General features: G+C 68.7%; 18 protein-coding genes. 7 read left to right on the forward strand and 11 right to left on the reverse strand.

Features of this window, described 5'->3' with window-relative positions:
* Both BN13_RS12045 and BN13_RS12050 read left to right on the forward strand, forming a co-directional pair.
* A partial coding sequence (locus BN13_RS12045; protein WP_048547166.1) for a Stk1 family PASTA domain-containing Ser/Thr kinase occupies nt 1-905 on the forward strand: 905 nt, incomplete at its 5' end.
* A 63-nt stretch (nt 906-968) separates the two neighbouring features.
* Nucleotides 969-1850 (forward strand): DMT family transporter, encoded by an 882-nt coding sequence (locus BN13_RS12050; RefSeq protein WP_235434030.1) that lies wholly within the window; start codon nt 969-971, stop codon nt 1848-1850.
* Between the two features lie 43 nt (nt 1851-1893).
* Here the strand turns inward: BN13_RS12050 and BN13_RS12055 are convergent, their stop codons facing one another.
* Nucleotides 1894-2835 carry a heme o synthase gene (locus BN13_RS12055; protein WP_048547170.1) on the reverse strand — a complete coding sequence of 314 codons (942 nt, stop codon included), beginning with the start codon at nt 2833-2835 and terminating at the stop codon, nt 1894-1896.
* 146 nt (nt 2836-2981) lie between these two features.
* Between BN13_RS12055 and tkt the strand changes: the two genes are divergently transcribed.
* The 5 genes from tkt (at nt 2982) to pgl (ending at nt 9713) form a co-directional block, all read left to right on the forward strand.
* Entirely contained in the window at nt 2982-5216 is a 2235-nt protein-coding gene (tkt, locus tag BN13_RS12060; RefSeq protein WP_048547173.1) for a transketolase, read from the forward strand.
* Nucleotides 5217-5237: 21 nt separating this feature from the next.
* On the forward strand, nt 5238-6350 hold the full coding sequence (gene tal, locus BN13_RS12065; protein WP_048547175.1) for a transaldolase: 1113 nt from the start codon (nt 5238-5240) through the stop codon (nt 6348-6350).
* An 81-nt stretch (nt 6351-6431) separates the two neighbouring features.
* Entirely contained in the window at nt 6432-7976 is a 1545-nt protein-coding gene (zwf, locus tag BN13_RS12070; RefSeq protein ID WP_048547177.1) for a glucose-6-phosphate dehydrogenase, read from the forward strand.
* Nucleotides 7977-8034: 58 nt separating this feature from the next.
* Nucleotides 8035-8988 carry a glucose-6-phosphate dehydrogenase assembly protein OpcA gene (locus BN13_RS12075; RefSeq protein WP_048547180.1) on the forward strand — a complete coding sequence of 318 codons (954 nt, stop codon included), beginning with the start codon at nt 8035-8037 and terminating at the stop codon, nt 8986-8988.
* The gene (gene pgl, locus BN13_RS12080) at nt 8985-9713 is read left to right on the forward strand and encodes a 6-phosphogluconolactonase (protein ID WP_048547182.1); all 729 of its coding nucleotides are present in this window, start codon (nt 8985-8987) and stop codon (nt 9711-9713) included. The genes BN13_RS12075 and pgl overlap by 4 nt, the downstream gene beginning before the upstream one ends.
* A gap of 43 nt (nt 9714-9756) precedes the next feature.
* On the opposite strand, the gene BN13_RS12085 is transcribed toward pgl, so the two are convergent.
* The 10 genes from BN13_RS12085 to BN13_RS12130 all read right to left on the reverse strand — a co-directional run bounded on the left by BN13_RS12085 (nt 9757) and on the right by BN13_RS12130 (nt 19206).
* On the reverse strand, nt 9757-10107 hold the full coding sequence (locus tag BN13_RS12085; RefSeq protein WP_048547184.1) for an RNA polymerase-binding protein RbpA: 351 nt from the start codon (nt 10105-10107) through the stop codon (nt 9757-9759).
* Between the two features lie 62 nt (nt 10108-10169).
* Nucleotides 10170-10415, reverse strand: a complete 246-nt coding sequence (gene secG / locus BN13_RS12090; protein ID WP_048547187.1) for a preprotein translocase subunit SecG — start codon at nt 10413-10415, stop codon at nt 10170-10172.
* Nucleotides 10416-10631: 216 nt separating this feature from the next.
* Nucleotides 10632-11426: a triose-phosphate isomerase gene (gene tpiA, locus BN13_RS12095; protein WP_048547188.1), complete on the reverse strand. Its 795-nt coding sequence runs from the start codon at nt 11424-11426 to the stop codon at nt 10632-10634.
* Nucleotides 11423-12628 (reverse strand): phosphoglycerate kinase, encoded by a 1206-nt coding sequence (locus tag BN13_RS12100; protein WP_048547190.1) that lies wholly within the window; start codon nt 12626-12628, stop codon nt 11423-11425. The genes tpiA and BN13_RS12100 overlap by 4 nt, the downstream gene beginning before the upstream one ends.
* A gap of 6 nt (nt 12629-12634) precedes the next feature.
* Nucleotides 12635-13639, reverse strand: coding sequence for a type I glyceraldehyde-3-phosphate dehydrogenase (gap, locus tag BN13_RS12105; RefSeq protein ID WP_048547192.1), 1005 nt, complete (start codon nt 13637-13639; stop codon nt 12635-12637).
* A 121-nt stretch (nt 13640-13760) separates the two neighbouring features.
* The gene (whiA, locus tag BN13_RS12110; protein WP_048547195.1) at nt 13761-14741 is read right to left on the reverse strand and encodes a DNA-binding protein WhiA; all 981 of its coding nucleotides are present in this window, start codon (nt 14739-14741) and stop codon (nt 13761-13763) included.
* A 79-nt stretch (nt 14742-14820) separates the two neighbouring features.
* Nucleotides 14821-15756 (reverse strand): gluconeogenesis factor YvcK family protein, encoded by a 936-nt coding sequence (locus BN13_RS12115; protein WP_048547197.1) that lies wholly within the window; start codon nt 15754-15756, stop codon nt 14821-14823.
* Nucleotides 15753-16667, reverse strand: coding sequence for an RNase adapter RapZ (gene rapZ / locus BN13_RS12120; RefSeq protein ID WP_048547200.1), 915 nt, complete (start codon nt 16665-16667; stop codon nt 15753-15755). Before rapZ ends, BN13_RS12115 begins: the two co-directional genes overlap by 4 nt.
* Nucleotides 16668-16749: 82 nt before the next feature.
* Nucleotides 16750-18669: an excinuclease ABC subunit UvrC gene (gene uvrC / locus BN13_RS12125; RefSeq protein WP_048547202.1), complete on the reverse strand. Its 1920-nt coding sequence runs from the start codon at nt 18667-18669 to the stop codon at nt 16750-16752.
* A gap of 63 nt (nt 18670-18732) precedes the next feature.
* A complete protein-coding gene (locus tag BN13_RS12130; RefSeq protein ID WP_048549127.1) occupies nt 18733-19206 on the reverse strand; it encodes a Rieske (2Fe-2S) protein in 474 nt (157 codons plus the stop codon).
* Nucleotides 19207-19362 lie beyond the last annotated feature (156 nt).

A 19362-nucleotide genomic window follows, 5' to 3' on the forward strand; every position in this document is an offset into this window, starting at 1 on the left:
CCCCCGCCGCACCCGCTAGGACCAGGCGGCGCGCGCTGATCCTCAGCCTGATCGGCCTGCTCATCGCCGCCGGTGCGGGCGCCGGCTGGTGGTTCGGCCTAGGCCCCGGGGCGACCACGACCATGCCTCCCGTGGCGGGGCTGGCGCAGGACGCGGCGGTGAGCGCGCTCCACACGGCTCATCTCGATGCCCACGTAAGTGGCGCGTTCAGCGAATCGGTGGCCAAGGGCACCGTGATCGAAGCAGACCTCAAGGAGGGCGCGACGGCCCACCGGGGCGACACCGTCACGCTGACCGTGTCAAAGGGCAAGGAGCGCTATGACGTTCCGACCCTTGCCGGCAAGACGCGTGACCAGGCCGAGTCCGCCCTCCGCAAGGTGAAGCTGACGCTCGGCACCGTCACCGAGGCCTACGACGAGACCGTGGGTGTCGGCAAGGTCGTCTCCAGCGATCCCGGACAGGGCACTCCCCTCAAGAGAGGCGATGCAGTCGCGCTCGTCCTCAGCCTCGGACCCGCCCCCATCAACGTGCCGGACCTCAAGGGCAAGACCCTCGACGAGGCCACGAGCCTGCTGCAAGCCCTGGGCCTGGAGATTACGACGGGCGACGAGGTCTATAGCGTCGACGTCCCCGAAGGGCAGATCGCGGAACAGGAACCCGCCACTGGCACGCTCAAGCGCGGCGAGACCGTGACGGTGCACGTGTCCAAGGGCCCGGAACTCATCGAGGTGCCGGATGTTTTCCGCAAGTCCACCGATGAGGCGGTTGCGATCCTGAAGGCCGCCGGCTTCGAGGTCAAGATCGAGAAGCAATTCGGGGCACCGTTCAACCGGGTGACCGCCCAGGAGCCGCGCTCCGGGACGAAGTACCCCAAGGGCCAGGTCGTCACGATCTTCGTGGTCTGAGCCACCCCTGTGGTTGAGCCGGGAAGTGCTGTGCCGGGCCGGCGGGCGACGCGCCTGGCAACTTTGCTGCTCCTCGCCGTGACCGCGGCGTGGGGCTCGACCTTCTTCCTCATCCGCGATCTCGTCGTCCACATTCCCTCCGCCGACTTCCTCGCCGTCCGGTTTCTCGTGGCAGCCAGCGCGATGACTGCCGTGTTCCACCGGCACGTGCGTGCGTTGCCACGCCGCCAACTCGGATTCGCCCTCGTCCTCGGCGCGGTCTATGGCGGCGCCCAACTCCTGCAGACGATCGGCTTGGAGCACACTTCCGCATCGGTCTCCGGTTTCGTCACGGGCGCCTATGTCGTGCTCACTCCCCTCTTCGCTGCCGCCGTTCTGCGGGAGCGGCTCAGTGCGGCCACCTGGGGCGCCGTCGCCTTGGCGACGGTCGGGCTCGCCGTGTTGTCGTTGCGCGGCTTCGCCCTCGGCCTCGGCGAGGGCATCACCCTGCTCGCCGCTGTGCTGTATGCCCTCCACATCCTCGGCCTCGGGCGCTGGTCCACCCCGGCCGAGGCCACCGGGATGGCAGCCGTCCAGGCCTGGGTGATCATGGCAGTGACCGGGCTCGCGGCCCTGCCGGGCGGGATCACCATGCCCAGCGGCGGCGGGCAGTGGCTGTCCCTGCTCTATATGGCGCTGATCGCCGGCGCCTTCGCCCTGTGGGCGCAGACCTGGGCCCAAGCCCACCTAACCGCAACCCGCGCGGCCATCGTCATGACCACCGAGCCGGTGTTCGCAGCGCTCTTCGCCCTCGCCTTCGGGGGTGAGTCGCTGACGTCGCGCATGCTCGTGGGCGGCAGCTTGGTGCTGGCCGCGATGTATGTCTGTGAACTCGCCGGCCGCCGCCCCGACACCCTCGCGTCGGTGTCACCGCCGGCGGAGGCACTCCACCACGACGCCCCCTGACCCGCTCGGGCCAGCCACAGAGGAGGTCCAGACACAGAGGAGGTCAGCGGATGGCGAAGTACAGCAGCGGGTCGATGGCGACGGCGAGGAAGAGCACGGTCACATACGTGATGGAGTAGTGGAACAGCCGCATCGGCTTCATCTGCGCCATCCCGGCGCCGGACTTGGCCGAGCGCAGCAGGCGGTGGGCCTCGGCGAGGAACAGCCCGCCGGAGAGGACGGCCGACGCGGCATACAGCCAGCCCATCGGCGCGACCGGGATCAGCGCGAGGGACGTCGCCACCATCACCCAGGAATAGGCGACGATCTGACGCCCGACCGTCACATTGGTCTCGACCACGGGCAGCATCGGCACGCCGGCTTGCGCGTAGTCGTCCTTGAACCGCATCGACAGCGGCCAGTAGTGCGGCGGCGTCCAGAAGAAGATCACCAGGAAGAGCACGACAGCGGCCCAACTCACCGAGTTGGTGACGGCAGACCAGCCGATGAGCACGGGCATACAGCCGGCCGCGCCTCCCCACACGATGTTCTGGGACGTGCGGCGCTTGAGGATCATGGTGTAGCCCACGGCATACAGCGCGATCGCGGCCAGAGACAGGACCGCCGACAACACATTGACGACGAGGGCGAACCACAGGGTCGACACGAGCGCCAGCACCGTGGCGAAGATCAGCGCGGCGCGCGGCGTCACTTCCCCGGTCACGAGGGGCCGTTTGCTGGTCCGCCCCATGTGCGCGTCGATATCACGGTCGTAGACCATGTTGAAGGTGTTGGCGGATCCGGCCGACAGCGTGCCGCCGATCAGGGTCGCCACGACCAGCCACCACGAGGGCACGCCCCGCTGAGCCAGGAACATCGTCGGGACCGTCGTGACCAACAGCAGCTCGATGATCCGCGGCTTCGTCAAGGCCACGTATGCCGCGAGCGTCCGACGCCACGACGTCCCGTCCTGCCCGACGTGCGTCGGAGAGTCGAGGGTGGTCACGATGCGTTGCCTGACGGTCGGGAAGGAGCGCGGGGAAACTGGCGCCTGCCTGAGTCTATCGGTGGACAGCATGCGACGTGAGTCACACGCCCAGTAGGCTGGATCGGGTAAGCCTGTAGTCGCTCCCCCGCACCGAAGAGGTATCCGTGACCGACGTCGCCACACCAGCCCCAGCCAAGCGGTCCAGCCGCAGGCCCGCCTCGGCATCGACCCGCGCGGTCCCTGCCCCCAAGGCCAAGAAGGCCGGGTGGAGCGACCTCGACATCCGCGCCGTCGACACGGTCCGGGTCCTGGCCGCGGATGCGGTGCAGAAGGTGGGCAATGGCCACCCGGGCACGGCCATGAGTCTGGCGCCCGCGGCATACCTGCTCTATCAGAACGTCATGAAGCACGACCCCGCCGACCCCCAGTGGCTCGGCCGGGACCGCTTCGTTCTGTCCTGCGGCCACTCCTCGTTGACGCAGTACATCCAGCTCTACTTCTCGGGCTACGGCCTGGAGTTGGCGGACCTCAAGGCCTTGCGCACGTGGCGATCGCTCACGCCGGGGCACCCGGAGGTTCACCACACCACGGGTGTCGAGGTCACGACGGGCCCGCTCGGGTCGGGGCTCGCCACGGCGGTTGGGATGGCGTTCGCGCAACGCCGCGTCCGGGGCCTGCTTGACCCCGACGCCGCAAAGGGCGCCAGCCCGTTCGACCACCACGTCTGGGTGATCGCCTCCGACGGCGACATCATGGAAGGCGTCACCCATGAGGCCAGTGCCCTGGCGGGTCACCAGGAACTCGGCAACCTCACGGTGATCTACGACCAGAACACCATCTCCATCGAGGACAAGACGGAGATTTCGTTCTCCGAGGACGTGGGCAAGCGCTACGAGGCCTACGGCTGGAATGTCGAGACCATCGACTGGCGTGGCGACGGCGACGGCGAGACCTACGTCGAGGACGTCGATGCGCTGCTGGCGGCCTGCGAGAAGAGCCGCTCGGCCAGCAAGCCGACCCTCATCATCCTGCGCACGATCATCGCGTGGCCGTCCCCGACCAAGCAGGACACCGGCAAGTCGCACGGCTCCGCCCTCGGTGACGCCGAGATTGCTGGGTTGAAGGAGCTCCTCGGCTTCGACCCGAAGCAGAACTTCGAGGTCTCCCGAGAGCTGATCACGCACGTCCGAAAGGTGAAGGCGCGCGGCAAGGCGGCGCACAAGGAGTGGGACAAGGGCTACAAGGCGTGGCGCAAGGCCAACGCCGACGGCGCCGCCCTCCTCGACCGGCTCGTCGCCCGGGAGTTGCCCGCTGGGCTCGCCAAGGCGGTGCCGAGCTTCCCGGCGGACCCCAAGGGTGTGGCGACCCGCGCAGCCTCCGGCAAGGTGCTCGGCGCGCTCGCTGGCGTCATGCCGGAGCTGTGGGGCGGCTCGGCCGACCTCGCCGAGTCCAACAACACGACCATGGAGGGCCAGCCCTCGTTCATCCCGAGTGAGAAGCAGACGCGCGAGTGGAGCGGCGGACCCTATGGGCGCACCCTCCACTTCGGCATCCGTGAGTTCGGGATGGGCCTGATCCTCAACGGCATCGCCCTGTCCGGCCTCACCCGGCCCTACGGCGGCACCTTCTTGGTGTTCTCCGACTACATGCGCGCCGCCGCGCGGCTCGCCGCGATCCAGGAGATCGGGGTGACCTTCGTCTGGACCCACGACTCGATCGGCCTCGGCGAGGACGGCCCGACGCACCAGCCGATTGAGCACATCGCCTCCCTCCGCGCGATCCCCGGCTTCGACGTGATCCGCCCGGCGGATGCCAACGAGACGGCAGCGGCGTGGCTCGCGATCCTGCAGAACGACCGTCCGGCTGGGTTGTGCCTGTCGCGCCAGGCGCTGCCGACGCAGGACCCCAAGGTTGCCGGCAAGGTGGCCAACGTTTCCAAGGGCGCCTATGTGCTCCGCGAGGCGTCGAGTGGCACCCCGGATGTGATCCTGATCGCCACGGGCTCCGAGGTCGGCGTCGCAATGGCGGCTGCCGACACACTCGAAGCCGCCAAGGTCGCCACCCGCGTGGTCTCCATGCCGTGCCGCGAGTGGTTCGAGCGGCAGAGCAAGTCCTACCAGGAGAAGGTCCTCCCGGCATCCGTCCGGGCCCGGGTCTCGGTCGAGGCCGGCGTCCCGATGGGCTGGCGTGACCTGGTCGGCGATGCCGGCGAGATCATCGCCATCGACCACTTCGGCGCCTCCGCAGACGCGGCAACGCTGTTCCGGGAGTTCGGGTTCACGCCCGACAAGGTCGTGGCCGCCGCCAAGCGCAGCGTCAAGGCAGCGCGAGCCAATACCGGACCTCAGCTGCCCCAGCCCAGCTCGGCCGACACCGACGTCGACGCCGCGAAGTCCTGAGCCATCCACGAAGGAGCGAGAATGACTGACACCAGCAACCTCAAGGCCCTCGCCGACAATGGCGTCTCCGTGTGGCTCGATGACCTCTCCCGCGCCCGACTCACCTCAGGCAACCTCAAGGACGTCATGGAGAACAGCGGGGTCGTCGGGGTCACCACGAACCCGTCGATCTTCCAGGCGGCGCTGAGCAATGGGGACTCGTATGCCGCGCAGGTCGCCGAGCTCGCGCAGGCCGGCTCCTCGGTCGATGACGCGGTCTTCGCGATCACCACCCAGGACGTCCGGGACGCCTGCGATGTGTTCCGCCCGATCTACGACTCCACCCTCGGCAAGGACGGCCGGGTGTCGATCGAAGTCGACCCGCGGCTTGCTCACCAGGAGGCCGAGACGATCGAGCAGGCCAAGGCGCTGTATGCCGCGGTCGACCGCCCGAATGTCATGATCAAGATCCCGGCCACCCTGGCCGGGCTGCCCGCGATCAGCGCGGTCATCGCCGAGGGCATCAGTGTCAACGTCACGTTGATCTTCAGCCTGGAGCGCTACCGCGCCGTCATGAACGCTTATATCGACGGCCTGGAGCGGGCGCACGCTGCTGGCCACGATCTGTCGAGCATCTGGTCGGTCGCCTCGTTCTTCGTCTCGCGCGTCGACAGCGAGATCGACAAGCGGCTCGACGCAATCGGCACCGATGAAGCCGCTGCCCTCAAGGGCAAGGCCGCCGTGGCCAATGCCCGCCTCGCCTACCAGGCCTACGAAGAGGTCTTCTCGACACCGCGCTGGCAGGCACTTGAGGAGGCCGGAGCCAACAAGCAGCGTCCACTGTGGGCCTCGACCGGTGTCAAGAACCCGGACTACTCCGACACGATGTATGTCACCGACCTCGTGGCTTCCAACACGGTCAACACGATGCCGGAGAAGACCTTGCTGGCCGTCATCGACCACGGCGACATCGCCGGCGATGCGGTCACTGGCCACTACGCCGACGCCGCGCAGGTCCTGGACGACATCGCAGCGCAAGGCATCTCGTATGGCGAGGTGACCGACCTCCTGGAGTCCGAGGGTGTCGAGAAGTTCGAGGCCTCCTGGGCCGATCTGCTGAGTGAGTTGCAGGCCAACCTCGACGCCGCGAAGTGACCGACCGCGGGCGGGCCTCCGGGTGACCGGAGCCCGCCCGAGGTGGCAGGCCCGCGGCATACGGCCAGAAGGGACCAGTGCATGAGCCCCGCCCGCGTTGCCCAAGGAATCAACCCACTTCGTGATCCTCGGGATAAGAGACTCCCCCGGGTCGCTGGCCCATGCGGCCTGGTGCTGTTCGGGATCACGGGTGACCTCGCCCGCATGAAGTTGCTCCCGGCGATCTATGACCTGAGCAATCGTGGGCTACTGCCCCCAGGCTTCGCGCTGGTCGGCTTCGCCCGCCGGGATTGGTCGGTCGAGGACTTCGCCAAGGTCGTTCACGACTCGGTCAAAGCGCATGCTCGGACGCCCTTCAAGGAGGAGGTCTGGCGAGGTCTCGCCGAGGGGTTGCGCTTTGTGTCGGGCAGTTTCGATGACGACGACGCCTTCGATCGGCTGGCCGAGACTCTCGCCGAACTCGACGAGACCCGCGGAACCGGCGGCAACCACGCCTTCTATCTCTCGATCCCGCCGGGCTCCTTCTCGACCGTATGCCGACAACTGGAGCGTTCCGGGGTGTCGACCGGCCCCGACGGCGCGTGGCGGCGCGTGGTCATCGAGAAGCCGTTCGGGCACGACCTCAAATCCGCCCGCGAACTCAACGCGATCGTCGAGGGAGTGTTCCCGGCGGACTCGATCTTCCGGATCGACCACTACCTGGGCAAGGAGACCGTCCAGAACCTCCTGGCCGTCCGCTTCGCCAACCAGCTCTTCGAGCCCGTCTGGAACAGCCACTACGTCGACCACGTCCAGATCACCATGGCCGAGGACATCGGTATCGGCGGTCGCGCCGGCTACTACGACGGCATCGGCGCGGCCCGCGACGTCATCCAGAATCACCTCCTGCAGTTGCTCGCGCTGACGGCGATGGAGGAGCCCGCCTCCTTCGCCGCCGACCAGCTCCGCGCCGAGAAGGAGAAGGTCCTGTCCGCGGTCCGGGTGCCCACGGAGGTGGCCGCCGCGACCGCGCGCGGGCAGTATGCCGCGGGTTGGCAAGGCAGCGAGCAGGTCGTCGGTTACCTCCAGGAGCAGGGCGTCGCGCCGGACTCCGCCACCGAGACGTATGCCGCGATCCGACTCGACATCGACACTCGCCGATGGGCGGGGGTGCCGTTCTACCTCCGCACCGGCAAGCGCCTGGGCAAGCGCGTGACGGAGATCGCGGTCGTGTTCAAGGCCGCGCCGCACCTGCCTTTCGAAGACACCGCCACCGAGGAGTTGGGCCGCAACGCGATCGTCATCCGGGTGCAGCCCGATGAGGGTGTGACGATGCGCTTCGGCGCCAAAGTCCCTGGGGCACAGATGGAAGTCCGCGACGTGACCATGGACTTCGGTTACGGCCGGGCCTTCACCGAGTCCTCTCCCGAGGCCTACGAGCGGCTCATCCTCGATGTCCTCCTCGGTGATCCCCCGCTGTTCCCCCGGCACGAGGAGGTCGAGTTGTCCTGGCGGATCCTCGACCCCATCGAGCAGGCGTGGGCGCGCGACACCGAGCCGCTCGATCAGTACGAGTCAGGCACGTGGGGGCCAGCCTGCGCGGACGACCTCATGGCCCGCGACGGCCGGGTGTGGAGGATGCCATGACCACCACCCCCCTCAGTTCTCCGCTCCTTCGTCGCTCCGAAACTGAACGGGGACCCCGGTGATCGTCGACCTGCCGAGTACCAACACCGAGACCGTCAGCAAGCGCCTGCTATCGCTGCGCGAAGACGTCGGCGCGATGGCCCTCGGCAGGGTGTTGACGCTCGTCATCCCAGTCGACGAGGCCCTGGTCGACCAGGCGGTTGACATCGCCAACGAGGCCAGCCGCCAGCACCCCTGCCGCGTGCTCGCCTTGGTGACCGGCAACCCGCGTGGCAAGGCGCGCCTGGACGCGCAGATCCGGGTCGGCGGCGACGCCGGCGCCAGCGAGGTCGTGGTGCTGCGGATGTATGGCCCGCTCGCCAAGCACGGCCGCTCGGTCGCGACCCCGCTGCTCCTGGCCGACTCCCCCATCGTCGCCTGGTGGCCGGGTGACTCCCCGGCCGACCCCGGCGAAGACCCGATTGGCGCCATCGCCCAGCGCCGGATCACCGACGCCGCCGCGGCGAAGCGACCGCATCGCCGCCTGGCCGAGTTGGCCGCCGCCTATGCCGGTGGCGACACGGATCTCGCGTGGACCCGGGTGACCCTGTGGCGCGGGCGGCTGGCGGCGGCGCTGGACCACGCACCATACGAATCCGTGACGAGCGCGACCGTGACCGGCGCGGGCGACTCCCCGTCGGCGCTGCTGCTGGCGGCGTGGCTGGAGCACTTCCTGCAATGCCCGGTGACTATCGCGAGCTCGCCATCGGGGACGGGCATCATCTCGGTGCAGCTGGACCGCCCGAGCGGCCCGGTCGTCCTGGACCGGCCTCGGGGGAAGGTCGCGACCCTCGTCCAACCAGGTCAACCCGACCGAATCATCGCGCTACCGCCACGCAGCGATGCGGAATGCCTGTCCGATGAGCTACGCCGGCTCGACGCCGACGAGGTGTATGCCGACACGCTCGTGCGTGGGCTCGGCAAAGTATCCGGACGCAAGAACGGAACAACGACGAAGGAGACCACCCGATGACCGCCCCCGCCCGCCTCCTGATCCACCCGGACAAGCGGTCGCTCGCCGCGGCGGCCGCCGCCCGGCTCATCACCGCGATCGTCGACACGCTGGCGGTCAAGCCCGAGGCCCAACTCGCCCTCACGGGTGGTTCCATGGGCTCGGACGTATGGCGCGCCGTCGCCGCCTCCCCCGCGCGCGGCGCCGTCGACTGGAGCCGGGTCCGGGTGTGGTGGGGGGACGAGCGCTATCTCCCCGCCGGCGATCCCGACCGCAACGACACCCAGAACGACGCCGCCGGCCTGGCCGAGTTGGGACTCGTGCCGGACAATGTGCATCGGGTCGCCGGGCCCGACACGAGCGAGTCGGCGGAGGCGAGCGCCGCGGCATACGCAGAGACGATCCGGACGTTCGGGCAGCACGAGTGGGATGTGGTGCTCTTCGGCGTGGGCCCCGACGGGCACATTGCCTCGCTCTTCCCGGGGCACCCGGCCCAACTGACCACCGGCGAGATCGCCATCGCCGTCCACGACTCCCCCAAGCCGCCGCCGACGCGGGTGTCGTTGACCTTCGAATGCGTCGACCGCGCGCAGCGGGTGTGGTTCCTGGTCGCCGGGGAAGACAAGCGGCAGGCCGTCGTGGATGGCCTCGCGGGCGCGGGGCCGTCGGTGTCGTCAGCGGCCCAGGTGCACGGGGTCAGTGAGACGCTGTGGCTGGTTGACGCGGCGGCGGCGGGCGACCACTAGCTGCTCCCGGTAGCCAGGCCGCCCCGTAGCCAGGTTGAGCTGGCTACTTGATGAGGCCGCGGTCCCGAAGGGCGCCGAGCGCCTCGTCAAGGATCTGCGCACCGTCGACGTCGGAGCGACGCTCCTTCACATACGCCAAGTGGGTCTTGTAGGGCTCAACCCTGGGCGCGTTCGGCGGGTTGGCCTCGTCCTGCCCAGCGGGAAGTCCGCAACGCGGGCAGTCCCAGGTCTCGGGGACGACCAGGCCCGGCTCTTGCGCAAAGCTCGGCCGGGTCGTATGGCCGTTGGCGCAGTAGTAGGAGAAGAACACACGGGGCGCGACCTCGCCGCGCTCGGCCTCACCCATCGGCCCGGCGCCGACTCGGCTGCCGCGAATGGCATTACCACCAGCCATGGACGATCGTCATTCCTCTCGTTGCGGCCGCGTCGTTGCGGCCTGACGGGGTGATGCAGGCGTTAGACGTTGAACCGATCGATCAGGCCGATGCCGACAATGGCCGTCACCCAGACCAGCGCCACCAAGATGGTGATCCGGGTCAGGTTGCGCTCGGCGACCGACGACGAACTCATCGAGGTCGACATCCCGCCGCCGAACATGTCGGAGATCCCGCCGCCCTTGCCCTTGTGCATGAGGATGAGCATGGTCAGGAAGAGCCCGGACAGGATGAGCAGAACCTCTAGCCCGATCCGTACAGCGTCCACGTGGTTGCAGCCTTTCAATTCGATGACGGCCGACCGAGATCGACCCCCGGCAGGATACCTCGCCCCACCGTGGTCTCCAACGTGTCGACGCGCGGCAGGGGTTCCGGACTTTGCCCAACGGCCGAGGCCCGATAAGCCGAACCCCGAGTCCCAGCGGCGGACCGGGTGGGACTCGGGGTTCAACGGGTCGTGATGGGGTGCTGCCTCGGCGACGCCTCAGGCGTCGGGGGTGAGGTGCTGCTGGTAGCGGCAGATCGAGGCAAACTCGACGGGGTCGAGCGCCGAGCCACCCACGAGAGCGCCGTCGACATCGGGACAGGCCATGATCGCGGCGATATTGCCGGACTTGACCGAACCGCCATACAGGATGCGGATGCCCTGGGCCGTGGCCTCGCCATAGCTCTCGGCGAGCTGCGCGCGGATCGCGCCGCAGACCTCTTGAGCGTCATCGGGGGTCGCGACCTCGCCGGTCCCGATCGCCCAGATGGGCTCATAAGCGATCACGACGGACGTCACCTGCTCCGGGGTGAGTTGCGCCAAGCCGGCGCGCACCTGCTCCAGAACATGGGCAACGTGCGAGCCTGCCTTGCGAATCTCCAGGCCCTCGCCGCAGCAGAAAATCGGCGTCAGGCCATAGCGGTAGGCCGCGACGAGCTTGTCCGCGACGACCGCGTCGGTCTCGTGGTGGTACTCCCGACGCTCACTGTGGCCGACGATGACATAGCTGCAGCCGAGTTTGGCCAGGAACTTGCCGCTGACCTCGCCGGTGTAGGCGCCGCTGTCGTGCACCGAGAGGTCTTGGGCGCCGTACTTGACCTCCAGCCGGTCGCCGTCCACCAGGGTCTGCACGGTGCGCAGATCGGTGAACGGCGGGCAGACGACAACCTCGACCGCGCCGAAGTCGTGCCGGCCGTCGCGCAGCGTCCAGTCGAGCTTCTGGACCAGATGGGTAGCCTCGAGGTGATCGAGGTTCATCTTCCAGTTGCCCGCCATCAGCGGGATGCGGCTCATGCGGTGGCCTCCAAAATGGTGATGCCGGGGAGATCCTTACCTTCGAGGTATTCGAGGCTGGCACCGCCACCGGTGGAGATGTGTCCGAACTGGTCGTCGGCGAAGCCGAGTTGGCGCACGGCCGCGGCCGAGTCACCGCCCCCGACCACGGTCAGCGCGCCACCGGCGGTGGCGTCGACCAAGGCTTGCGCCACTGCGAGCGTCCCCGCCGCGAAGGGCGCCATCTCGAACGCGCCCATCGGGCCGTTCCAGAACACCGTGCGCGCATCGGCGAGCTTCTCGGCATACATCTGCGCGGAACGGGGACCGATGTCGAGGCCCATCGCGTCGGCCGGGATCGCGTCGGCATCCACCACAGCGGTCTCGGTGTCGGCGGAAAACTCCTTGCCGACGACGATATCGACGGGCAGAACCAAGTCGACGCCACGCTCCTTCGCCCGCTCCAGGTATCCCTTGCAGGCTTCCACGCTGTCGGCGTCGAACAAGCTCTTGCCGATCTCGTGCCCCTGGGCGGCGAGGAAGGTGAACAGCATGCCGCCGCCGATGAGCAGACGGTCGGCCTTGCCGAGCAGGTTGTCGATGACCGCCAGCTTGTCGGCGACCTTGGCGCCGCCGAGAACCACGGCATACGGCCGCTCGGGGTCCTCGGTCAGCCGCTTCAGGACGTCGACTTCGGTCTTGACCAGGCCACCCATGGCGGACGGCAGGCGCGTGGCGACGTCGTAGACGGACGCCTGCTTGCGGTGCACAACGCCGAAACCGTCGGAGACGTAGGCGTCGGCCAGGCCGGCCAGCGCATCGGCGAACTCAGCGCGCTCATCATCGGTCTTGGCGGTCTCGCCGGCGTTGAAGCGAAGGTTCTCCAGCAGCACGACGCCGCCATCGGCGAGGGCGTCGACCGCGGCCTGCGCCGACGGGCCGACGGTGTCATCGGCGAACGCCACGGGGAGGCCGAGGAGTTCGGAGAGGCGCGTAGCCACGGGCGCGAGGGAGTACTTCGCCTCCGGAGCACCCTTGGGCCGCCCGAGATGGGCGCACACGATGACGCGTGCGCCCCCCTCGACCAGCGCCTTGATCGTGGGGACCGAGGCGCGGATGCGGCCGTCGTCGGTGATCGTGGTGCCGTCGAGTGGCACGTTGAGATCGGACCGAACCAGGACGCGCTTGCCGCGCAGGTCGCCCAAGGAGGCGATGTCACTCATGACGGCTCAGAGCGTCTTGCCCATGAGCAGGACGAGGTCGGCGAGGCGGTTGGAGTAGCCCCACTCGTTGTCGTACCAGCCGACGACCTTGACCTGGTTGCCGATGACCTTGGTCAAACCCGCGTCGAAGATGCAGGAGTGCGGGTCGGTCACGATGTCGGCGGAGACGATCGGGTCCTCGGTGTACTTCAGGTAGCCCTTGAGCGGACCCTCGGCCGCCGCCTTGATGATGGCGTTGACTTCCTCGACGGTCGTCTCGCGACCGGCCTCGAAGGTGAGGTCGGTGGCCGAGCCGGTCGGCGTCGGAACGCGTAGGGCGTAGCCGTCGAGCTTGCCCTTGAGGTCCGGCAGCACCAGGCCGATGGCCTTCGCGGCGCCGGTGGAGGTCGGGATGATCGACAGGGCGGCGGCGCGGGCGCGACGCAGGTCCTTGTGCGGGCCGTCCAGGAGGTTCTGGTCCTGGGTGTAGGCGTGGATCGTGGTCATGAGGCCCTTGACGATGCCGAGCTCGTCGTTGAGGGGCTTGGCCATCGGCGCGAGGCAGTTGGTCGTGCAGGAGGCGTTGGAGACGACGTGGTGGACCGACGGGTCGTAGTCCTGGTCGTTGACGCCCATCACGAAGGTGGCGTCTTCGTTCTTGGCAGGCGCGGAGATGATGACCTTCTTGGCGCCGCCGTCGAGGTGGCCCTTGGCCTTGGTGGCGTCCACGAAGTGACCGGTGGACTCGATGACGATGTCGGCCCCGACCTCGCCCCAGGCGATCGCGGCCGGGTCCTTCTCGGCGAAGACGCGGATCGTCTTGTCGCCGACGGTGATGGAGTCCTCGGTGGCCGAGACGTCGTCCTTGAGAACGCCGAGAACCGAGTCGTACTTGAGCAGGTGCGCGATGGACTTGTTGTCCATCAGGTCGTTGGCGGCGACGATCTCGATGTCGGCGCCCGACGCCTGAACGGCGCGGAAGAAGTTGCGGCCGATCCGGCCGAAGCCGTTGATGCCAACACGAACAGTCATGTTGAATGCCTTCCGATTCTTAAGGGGGATGGCGCCGCGACGTTGCGGTGCCGAAGCCGGTTCCAGCCTATTGCCGTCCGGCTCGTGGGCGCGTTGCGACCACGCTTCGGACAGAACCCGCTCAACTGTCGAGCAGGTCCGCCGAGATGGAGGTCTCGGTGTCAGGTATGCCGAGTTCGGCGGCGCGACGGTCGGCCATCCCGAGCAGTCGGCGGATGCGCCCGGCGACCGCGTCCTTGGTCATCGGCGGGTCCGCGAGCTGACCGAGTTCCTCCAGGGAAGCCTGTTTGTGCGCCAGGCGGAGCTCGCCGGCGGAGCGCAGGTGATCGGGGACCTCGTCGCCGAGAATCTCCATGGCCCGCTGAACGCGCGCCCCCGCGGCCACGGCGGCGCGGGCGGACCGGCGCAGGTTGGCGTCATCGAAGTTGGCCAGTCGGTTGGCCGTCGCGCGGACCTCGCGCCGCATCCGGCGCTCCTCCCACGCGAGCCGGCCGTCCTCGGCGCCCATCCGCGTCAGCATGGCCCCGATCGCGTCGCCGTCGCGGATGACGACACGATCGACGCCGCGCACTTCGCGGGCCTTAGCCGGGATCTCCAGGCGCCGTGCGGCCCCCACGAGCGCCAGCGCCGCCTCGGGTCCGGGGCAGGTCACTTCGAGCGCCGATGAGCGACCCGGTTCGGTGAGCGAGCCGTGGGCGAGGAAGGCACCGCGCCAGGCGGCGACGGCATCGCACATAGAGCCCCCGACGACCTTGGCCGGCAACCCGCGGACGGGACGACCGCGCTGGTCGATCAGGCCGGTTTGTCGCGCTAACGTCTCGCCGCCGTCGACGACGCGCACGACATACCGACTCCCCTTGCGAAGCCCTCCGGCCGCCACGACCATGACCTCGCTTTGGTGGCCATAAAGGGTCGCGATCTCGCGGCGGAGCCGGCGGGCGATATTGGCCTGGTCGACCTCGGCCTCGACAACGATGCGCCCACCGACGATGTGCAAACCACCGGCGAAGCGCAGTAGCGCAGCCACCTCGGCCTTGCGGCAGCAGGTCTTGGTGACCTCAAGCCGACTCAACTCGTCTTTCACGGAGGGGGTCATTGCCATCCGCCAATCCTCGCATCCCCCGGACGCGCTCATGACAAAAGCGGATGCCCCGACGGGCCCTCGCGGCGTGGCCGCGGGCTCAGTCCAAAATGATGTCCCGGTATGCCGCGGCGAGCCGCAGCGTGTCGTGTTGCCCCGGGTGTCGCCCGGCCACCGGCGCGACGACGAGCCGGGCTCCCACCGCCGACGCGGCCGCGGACAGCGCCTCCACGTCATCGACGGCCGACGGATCGGCCAGGACGACGTCGAGCGTGATGTCGGGTGCGTGGCGCGTCAAGGATTGGATGTGGCCGACGGCCGTGAGCCCGCGGGTTTCTTCGGTGTGGAGTTCGAGGTTCAAGGTGAGCACGCGCGTCGCCCGAGTCTCCTTGAGCGCCGCCCGCAGGTCTGGGACGAGGAGGTGGGGCAGGACCGAGGTGAACCATGACCCGGGGCCGAGCACGACGACATCGGCGGCGTGAATCGCGGCCAGGGTGCGCTCCCCGCACGGCGGCTCGGCCGGCTCCAATCCGATCGTGCGAATGACGCCACCGGTGGTCGCGACCTCGTGCTGGCCCACGACCTTGCTCAGTCGCTCGGGGTGCGCGTCATCCAGAGCCACCGAGGCGACGATGTCGAGCGGCACCGACGCCATCGGCAACACCCGGCCCCGCGCGTTGAGCAACTGACCGACCAGGTCGAGGCCGGACACGGCGTCGGGATCGAGATCCCAGAGCGCGACGATCAGGAGGTTGCCGAGGGCGTGCCCCGCAAGCGGTCCGGTCCCGGAGAAACGGTGCTGGAGGACGTCGCGCCACTGATGTCCCCAGGGAGTGTCGTCACAGAGTGCGGCGAGCGCCATCCGGAGGTCTCCGGGAGGAAGGACCCCGAACTCCTGCCGAAGGCGGCCGCTCGAACCCCCGTCGTCGGCGACAGTCACAACGGCGGTGATGTCGTCACAGACGAGGCGCAGCGCCGACAGCGACGCGGCGAGACCGTGGCCGCCGCCGAGGGCGACGACCTTCGGCGAGCTCATTCGCGCCCCAGGTCGCGGTGCAGGGTGAAGGTGGCGGCGTCCTCGATCGTCAGGGCATCGGCGAGCCGCTTCGCGATCGCCACGGAGCGGTGCTTGCCACCCGTGCAGCCCACGGCGACCGTCGCATAGCGGCGGCCCTCGCGCAGGTAGCCCTCCGCGACGGTGCTCAGCATGGTTGCCGCCTGCTCGACGAACTGCGTCGCACCGGGCTGCGCCGCAACGAAATCGGCCACCGCGGAGTCCAGCCCCGTGAGATTGCGCAACTCCGGGATCCAGAACGGGTTCGGCAGGAAGCGCAGGTCGAAGACGAAGTCGGCATCGAGCGGAACGCCGTACTTGAAGCCGAACGACAACACCGCCAACCGCAGTCGCGCCGTATTGGATTGGCTGACCAGCGGGGTGACCTTGCGGGTCAGCTGGTGCACATTGAGGCCGGAGGTGTCGATGACGACGCTGGCGATCCCGCGCAGATCCTCAAGGAGTTCGCGCTCGGCGTGGATGCCGTCCAGCAGCCGGCCGTCACCTTGCAGGGGGTGGGGTCGCCGCACACTCTCGAACCGGCGCACCAGCGTCTCGTCGGTCGCGTCGAGGAACAGGATGTTGGGTTCCCACCCTTGACTGACCAACTCGGCCACGGCCTCGCTGAGGGAGACTTGGAATCCGCGGGCGCGCACGTCCACGACCGCCGCCACCCGGGTGGGCCGACCGGTTTTGCTGGCCGCGCGGGCCTCGCGCGCGAGTCCCACGAGATCAAGGATGAGGCGCGGCGGGAGGTTGTCCACGACATACCAACCGTCGTCCTCCATGACGTCGGCGACGGTCGTGCGGCCGGCTCCACTCATGCCGGTCACGATCATGAACTCGTCGCCGGCGCGAGGAGGCTGCGCGGCGGGGCCACCCGTCTCACTCATACGGACATTCAACACGTATGCCGCGCCCCTGGCTCCCGTCGCCAGCCCGGGACACGCCGAAGTCGGCGTCGCGACGGCGCGCTCAGTCGAGGACTTCGCCGGTGGTGACGTTGACGGCCGGAGTCGTGTCGGCGCCGCTGAGTCGGGCGACGATCACCTCCGCGAGAGCAGGGCCGATGCCCGAGACCTCGGTGAGTTCGGCGGCAGTAGCGGCGCGGATCTTCTTAACCGAGCCGAAGTGACGACGCAGCGCCTCCTGACGCGCCGGCCCCAGCCCGGGTATGCCGTCCAGCCCGCTCACCGTCATCGCCTTGCTACGCCGCTCGCGGTGGAAAGTGATGGCGAAGCGGTGTGCCTCGTCGCGGACCCGCTGGAGCAGGTAGAGCCCGTCGCTGCCGCGGGGCAGGATCGCCGGGTGGTCGTCGCCGGGAAGCCACACCTCTTCGAGTCGCTTGGCCAGGCCGACGACCGCCACGTCGACGACGCCCAATTCCTCCAGGACCCGCACCGCCACGTTGACCTGCGGGAGTCCGCCGTCGACCACGACGAGATTGGGTGGATAGGCGAACTTCTTGGCGCGGCCGTCGTCGCCGACCTCATGCCGCTCGGTGAGATAGCGCCGAAAACGCCGGGTCAGGACCTCGCGCATGGCGGCCGTGTCGTCGACCGGCTGCTCGCTGTCCCGGCCGACGATGAACCGGCGGTACTCGGACTTGCGCGCCAGGCCGTCCTCAAAGACGACCATCGAGGCGACGACATTGGTCCCCTGGACGTGGCTGACGTCGAAGCACTCGATCCGCAGGGGCGCCTGATCGAGGGCGAGATATTGCGCCAACTCCTCCAACGCCTGCGCGCGGGCGGTCAGATCACCGGCCCGGGCGACCTTGTGCCGGGCCAAGGACTGCTCGGCATTGCGCCGGACGGTGTCCATCAAGGTGCGCTTGTCGCCGCGCTGCGGGATGCGGACCTCAACCTTCGCGCCGCGGGCGGAGGCGAGCAGGTCGCTCATCGCCTCGGGATCGCTCGGCAAGACCGGGACCAGGATTTCTCGGGGGATGCCGTCCCCGGACTCCCCGCCGTAGACCTGCAGCAGGAGGTGCTCCATCAACGTCGGGACGTCGGCGGCATCCTTCTCGGCAACCCAGCCGCGTTGGCCCCGCACGCGCCCACCGCGCACGTGGAAGACCTGGACGGCCATCTCCAATTCGTCGTCGGCGATGGCGAAGACGTCGGCGTCGGTAGCGTCGCCCAACACAATGGCCGAGCGCTCCAAGGCTTTGGTCATCGCCTCGATGTCGTCCCGACGGCGGGCAGCGGTCTCGAAGTCCAGGTCGGCGGCCGCCGCGCGCATCTGCAGTGTCAGATCCTTGACGAAGCGCGAGGTATTGCCCGCCATGAAGTCGCAGAAGTCCTCGGCGATCTCCCGATGCCCGGCCTCGTCGATGCGCCCCACACACGGTGCCGAGCACTTGTCGATATAGCCGAGCAGGCAGGGCCGGCCCACCTGGCCGGCACGTTTGAAGACACCATTGCTGCAGGTCCGGAGGGGGAACACCCGCAGCAACTGATCGAGGGTCTCGCGGATCGCCCAGGCGTGCGCATAGGGCCCGAAGTAGCGCGTGCCCGGCGTCTTCGCCCCCCGCATCACCTGAGCGCGCGGGTAGTCCTCCCCCATCGTGACGGCGAGATAGGGGTAGGACTTGTCGTCGCGATACTTGACGTTGAAGCGCGGGTCGAACTCCTTGATCCAGGAGTATTCGAGTTGCAGCGCCTCGACCTCGTTGGCGACCACGGTCCACTCGACCGAGGCGCCGGTGCGCACCATCCGAGCCGTGCGCGGGTGCAGGGCATAGATATCTTGGAAGTAGCTCGACAACCGCGGGCGCAGCGACTTGGCCTTGCCGACATAGATGACTCGCCCGCCGGCATCGCGGAAGCGATAGACCCCGGGGTCGGTCGGGATCGATCCCGGGGCGGGGCGATAGGTCGACGGATCAGCCATTCACGACACTGTATGGGGAGCCCCCGACACCCGACGCGAACACACCACCCACTTGACGCGAGGTCAGCTGACCACCAGGTTGTCGCCGTCGGCGGTGACCGTCTTGGCCGGCAGTGGCGACGTTGCCGGACCCGAGACGACCGCGCCGTCCGCGAGGGCGAACTTGCTGTTGTGGCAGGCGCAGTCGATGGTGTCCGTGACGGCGGAGACGACGCAGCCTTGGTGCGTGCAGACGGCCGAGAACGCCTTGAAGTCGCCGGCGGCGGGCTGGGTGACCACGATCTTGGCGTCCTTCATGATCACGCCGCCGCCCTCGGGGACATCGGCCTTGGCGACGCTCGTCCCGGCCGCCGCACCCGTTGACGATCCCGTCGTCCCGCTGCCGGCTCCGGCGCTGGTTGTCGTGATCGTGGCACCCTCACTTCCGCAGGCCGTCGTGGTGAGCGCCGCGGCACCCACACCGCCGATGGCCAGCGCGCGACGGCGGGTCGACTCGGGTGCGGCGGACGCGGACGAGATGGGCTCTGGGGCAGTCATGGCGGGCCTCTCCAGGGTGAGTTCACGGCGGTGCGGCGGCACGGCCATACGCATCATGCACTGCGCAGCTGGGCAGACGACGCAGGCAACCGGGGATAACGAGAGGGACACGTCCCCGGCGAGGCGTGTTGCGCTTCTGCGGAGACAGGTTACTGT

The organism is Nostocoides jenkinsii Ben 74 (assembly GCF_001046875.1).
Taxonomy (GTDB): Bacteria; Actinomycetota; Actinomycetes; order Actinomycetales; family Dermatophilaceae; genus Nostocoides_A; species Nostocoides_A jenkinsii.

What these genes read in the sequence shown, in the direction of transcription:
- uvrC (WP_048547202.1), bottom strand. Translation starts at nt 18,669, where the DNA reads ATGGCTGATCCGTCGACCTATCGCCCCGCCCCGGGATCGATCCCGACC.
- pgl (WP_048547182.1), top strand. Translation starts at nt 8,985, where the DNA reads ATGACCGCCCCCGCCCGCCTCCTGATCCACCCGGACAAGCGGTCGCTC.
- tal (WP_048547175.1), top strand. Translation starts at nt 5,238, where the DNA reads ATGACTGACACCAGCAACCTCAAGGCCCTCGCCGACAATGGCGTCTCC.
- gap (WP_048547192.1), bottom strand. Translation starts at nt 13,639, where the DNA reads ATGACTGTTCGTGTTGGCATCAACGGCTTCGGCCGGATCGGCCGCAAC.
- BN13_RS12085 (WP_048547184.1), bottom strand. Translation starts at nt 10,107, where the DNA reads ATGGCTGGTGGTAATGCCATTCGCGGCAGCCGAGTCGGCGCCGGGCCG.
- zwf (WP_048547177.1), top strand. Translation starts at nt 6,432, where the DNA reads ATGAGCCCCGCCCGCGTTGCCCAAGGAATCAACCCACTTCGTGATCCT.
- tpiA (WP_048547188.1), bottom strand. Translation starts at nt 11,426, where the DNA reads ATGAGCCGCATCCCGCTGATGGCGGGCAACTGGAAGATGAACCTCGAT.
- whiA (WP_048547195.1), bottom strand. Translation starts at nt 14,741, where the DNA reads ATGGCAATGACCCCCTCCGTGAAAGACGAGTTGAGTCGGCTTGAGGTC.
- rapZ (WP_048547200.1), bottom strand. Translation starts at nt 16,667, where the DNA reads ATGAGTGAGACGGGTGGCCCCGCCGCGCAGCCTCCTCGCGCCGGCGAC.
- BN13_RS12130 (WP_048549127.1), bottom strand. Translation starts at nt 19,206, where the DNA reads ATGACTGCCCCAGAGCCCATCTCGTCCGCGTCCGCCGCACCCGAGTCG.
- BN13_RS12115 (WP_048547197.1), bottom strand. Translation starts at nt 15,756, where the DNA reads ATGAGCTCGCCGAAGGTCGTCGCCCTCGGCGGCGGCCACGGTCTCGCC.
- BN13_RS12100 (WP_048547190.1), bottom strand. Translation starts at nt 12,628, where the DNA reads ATGAGTGACATCGCCTCCTTGGGCGACCTGCGCGGCAAGCGCGTCCTG.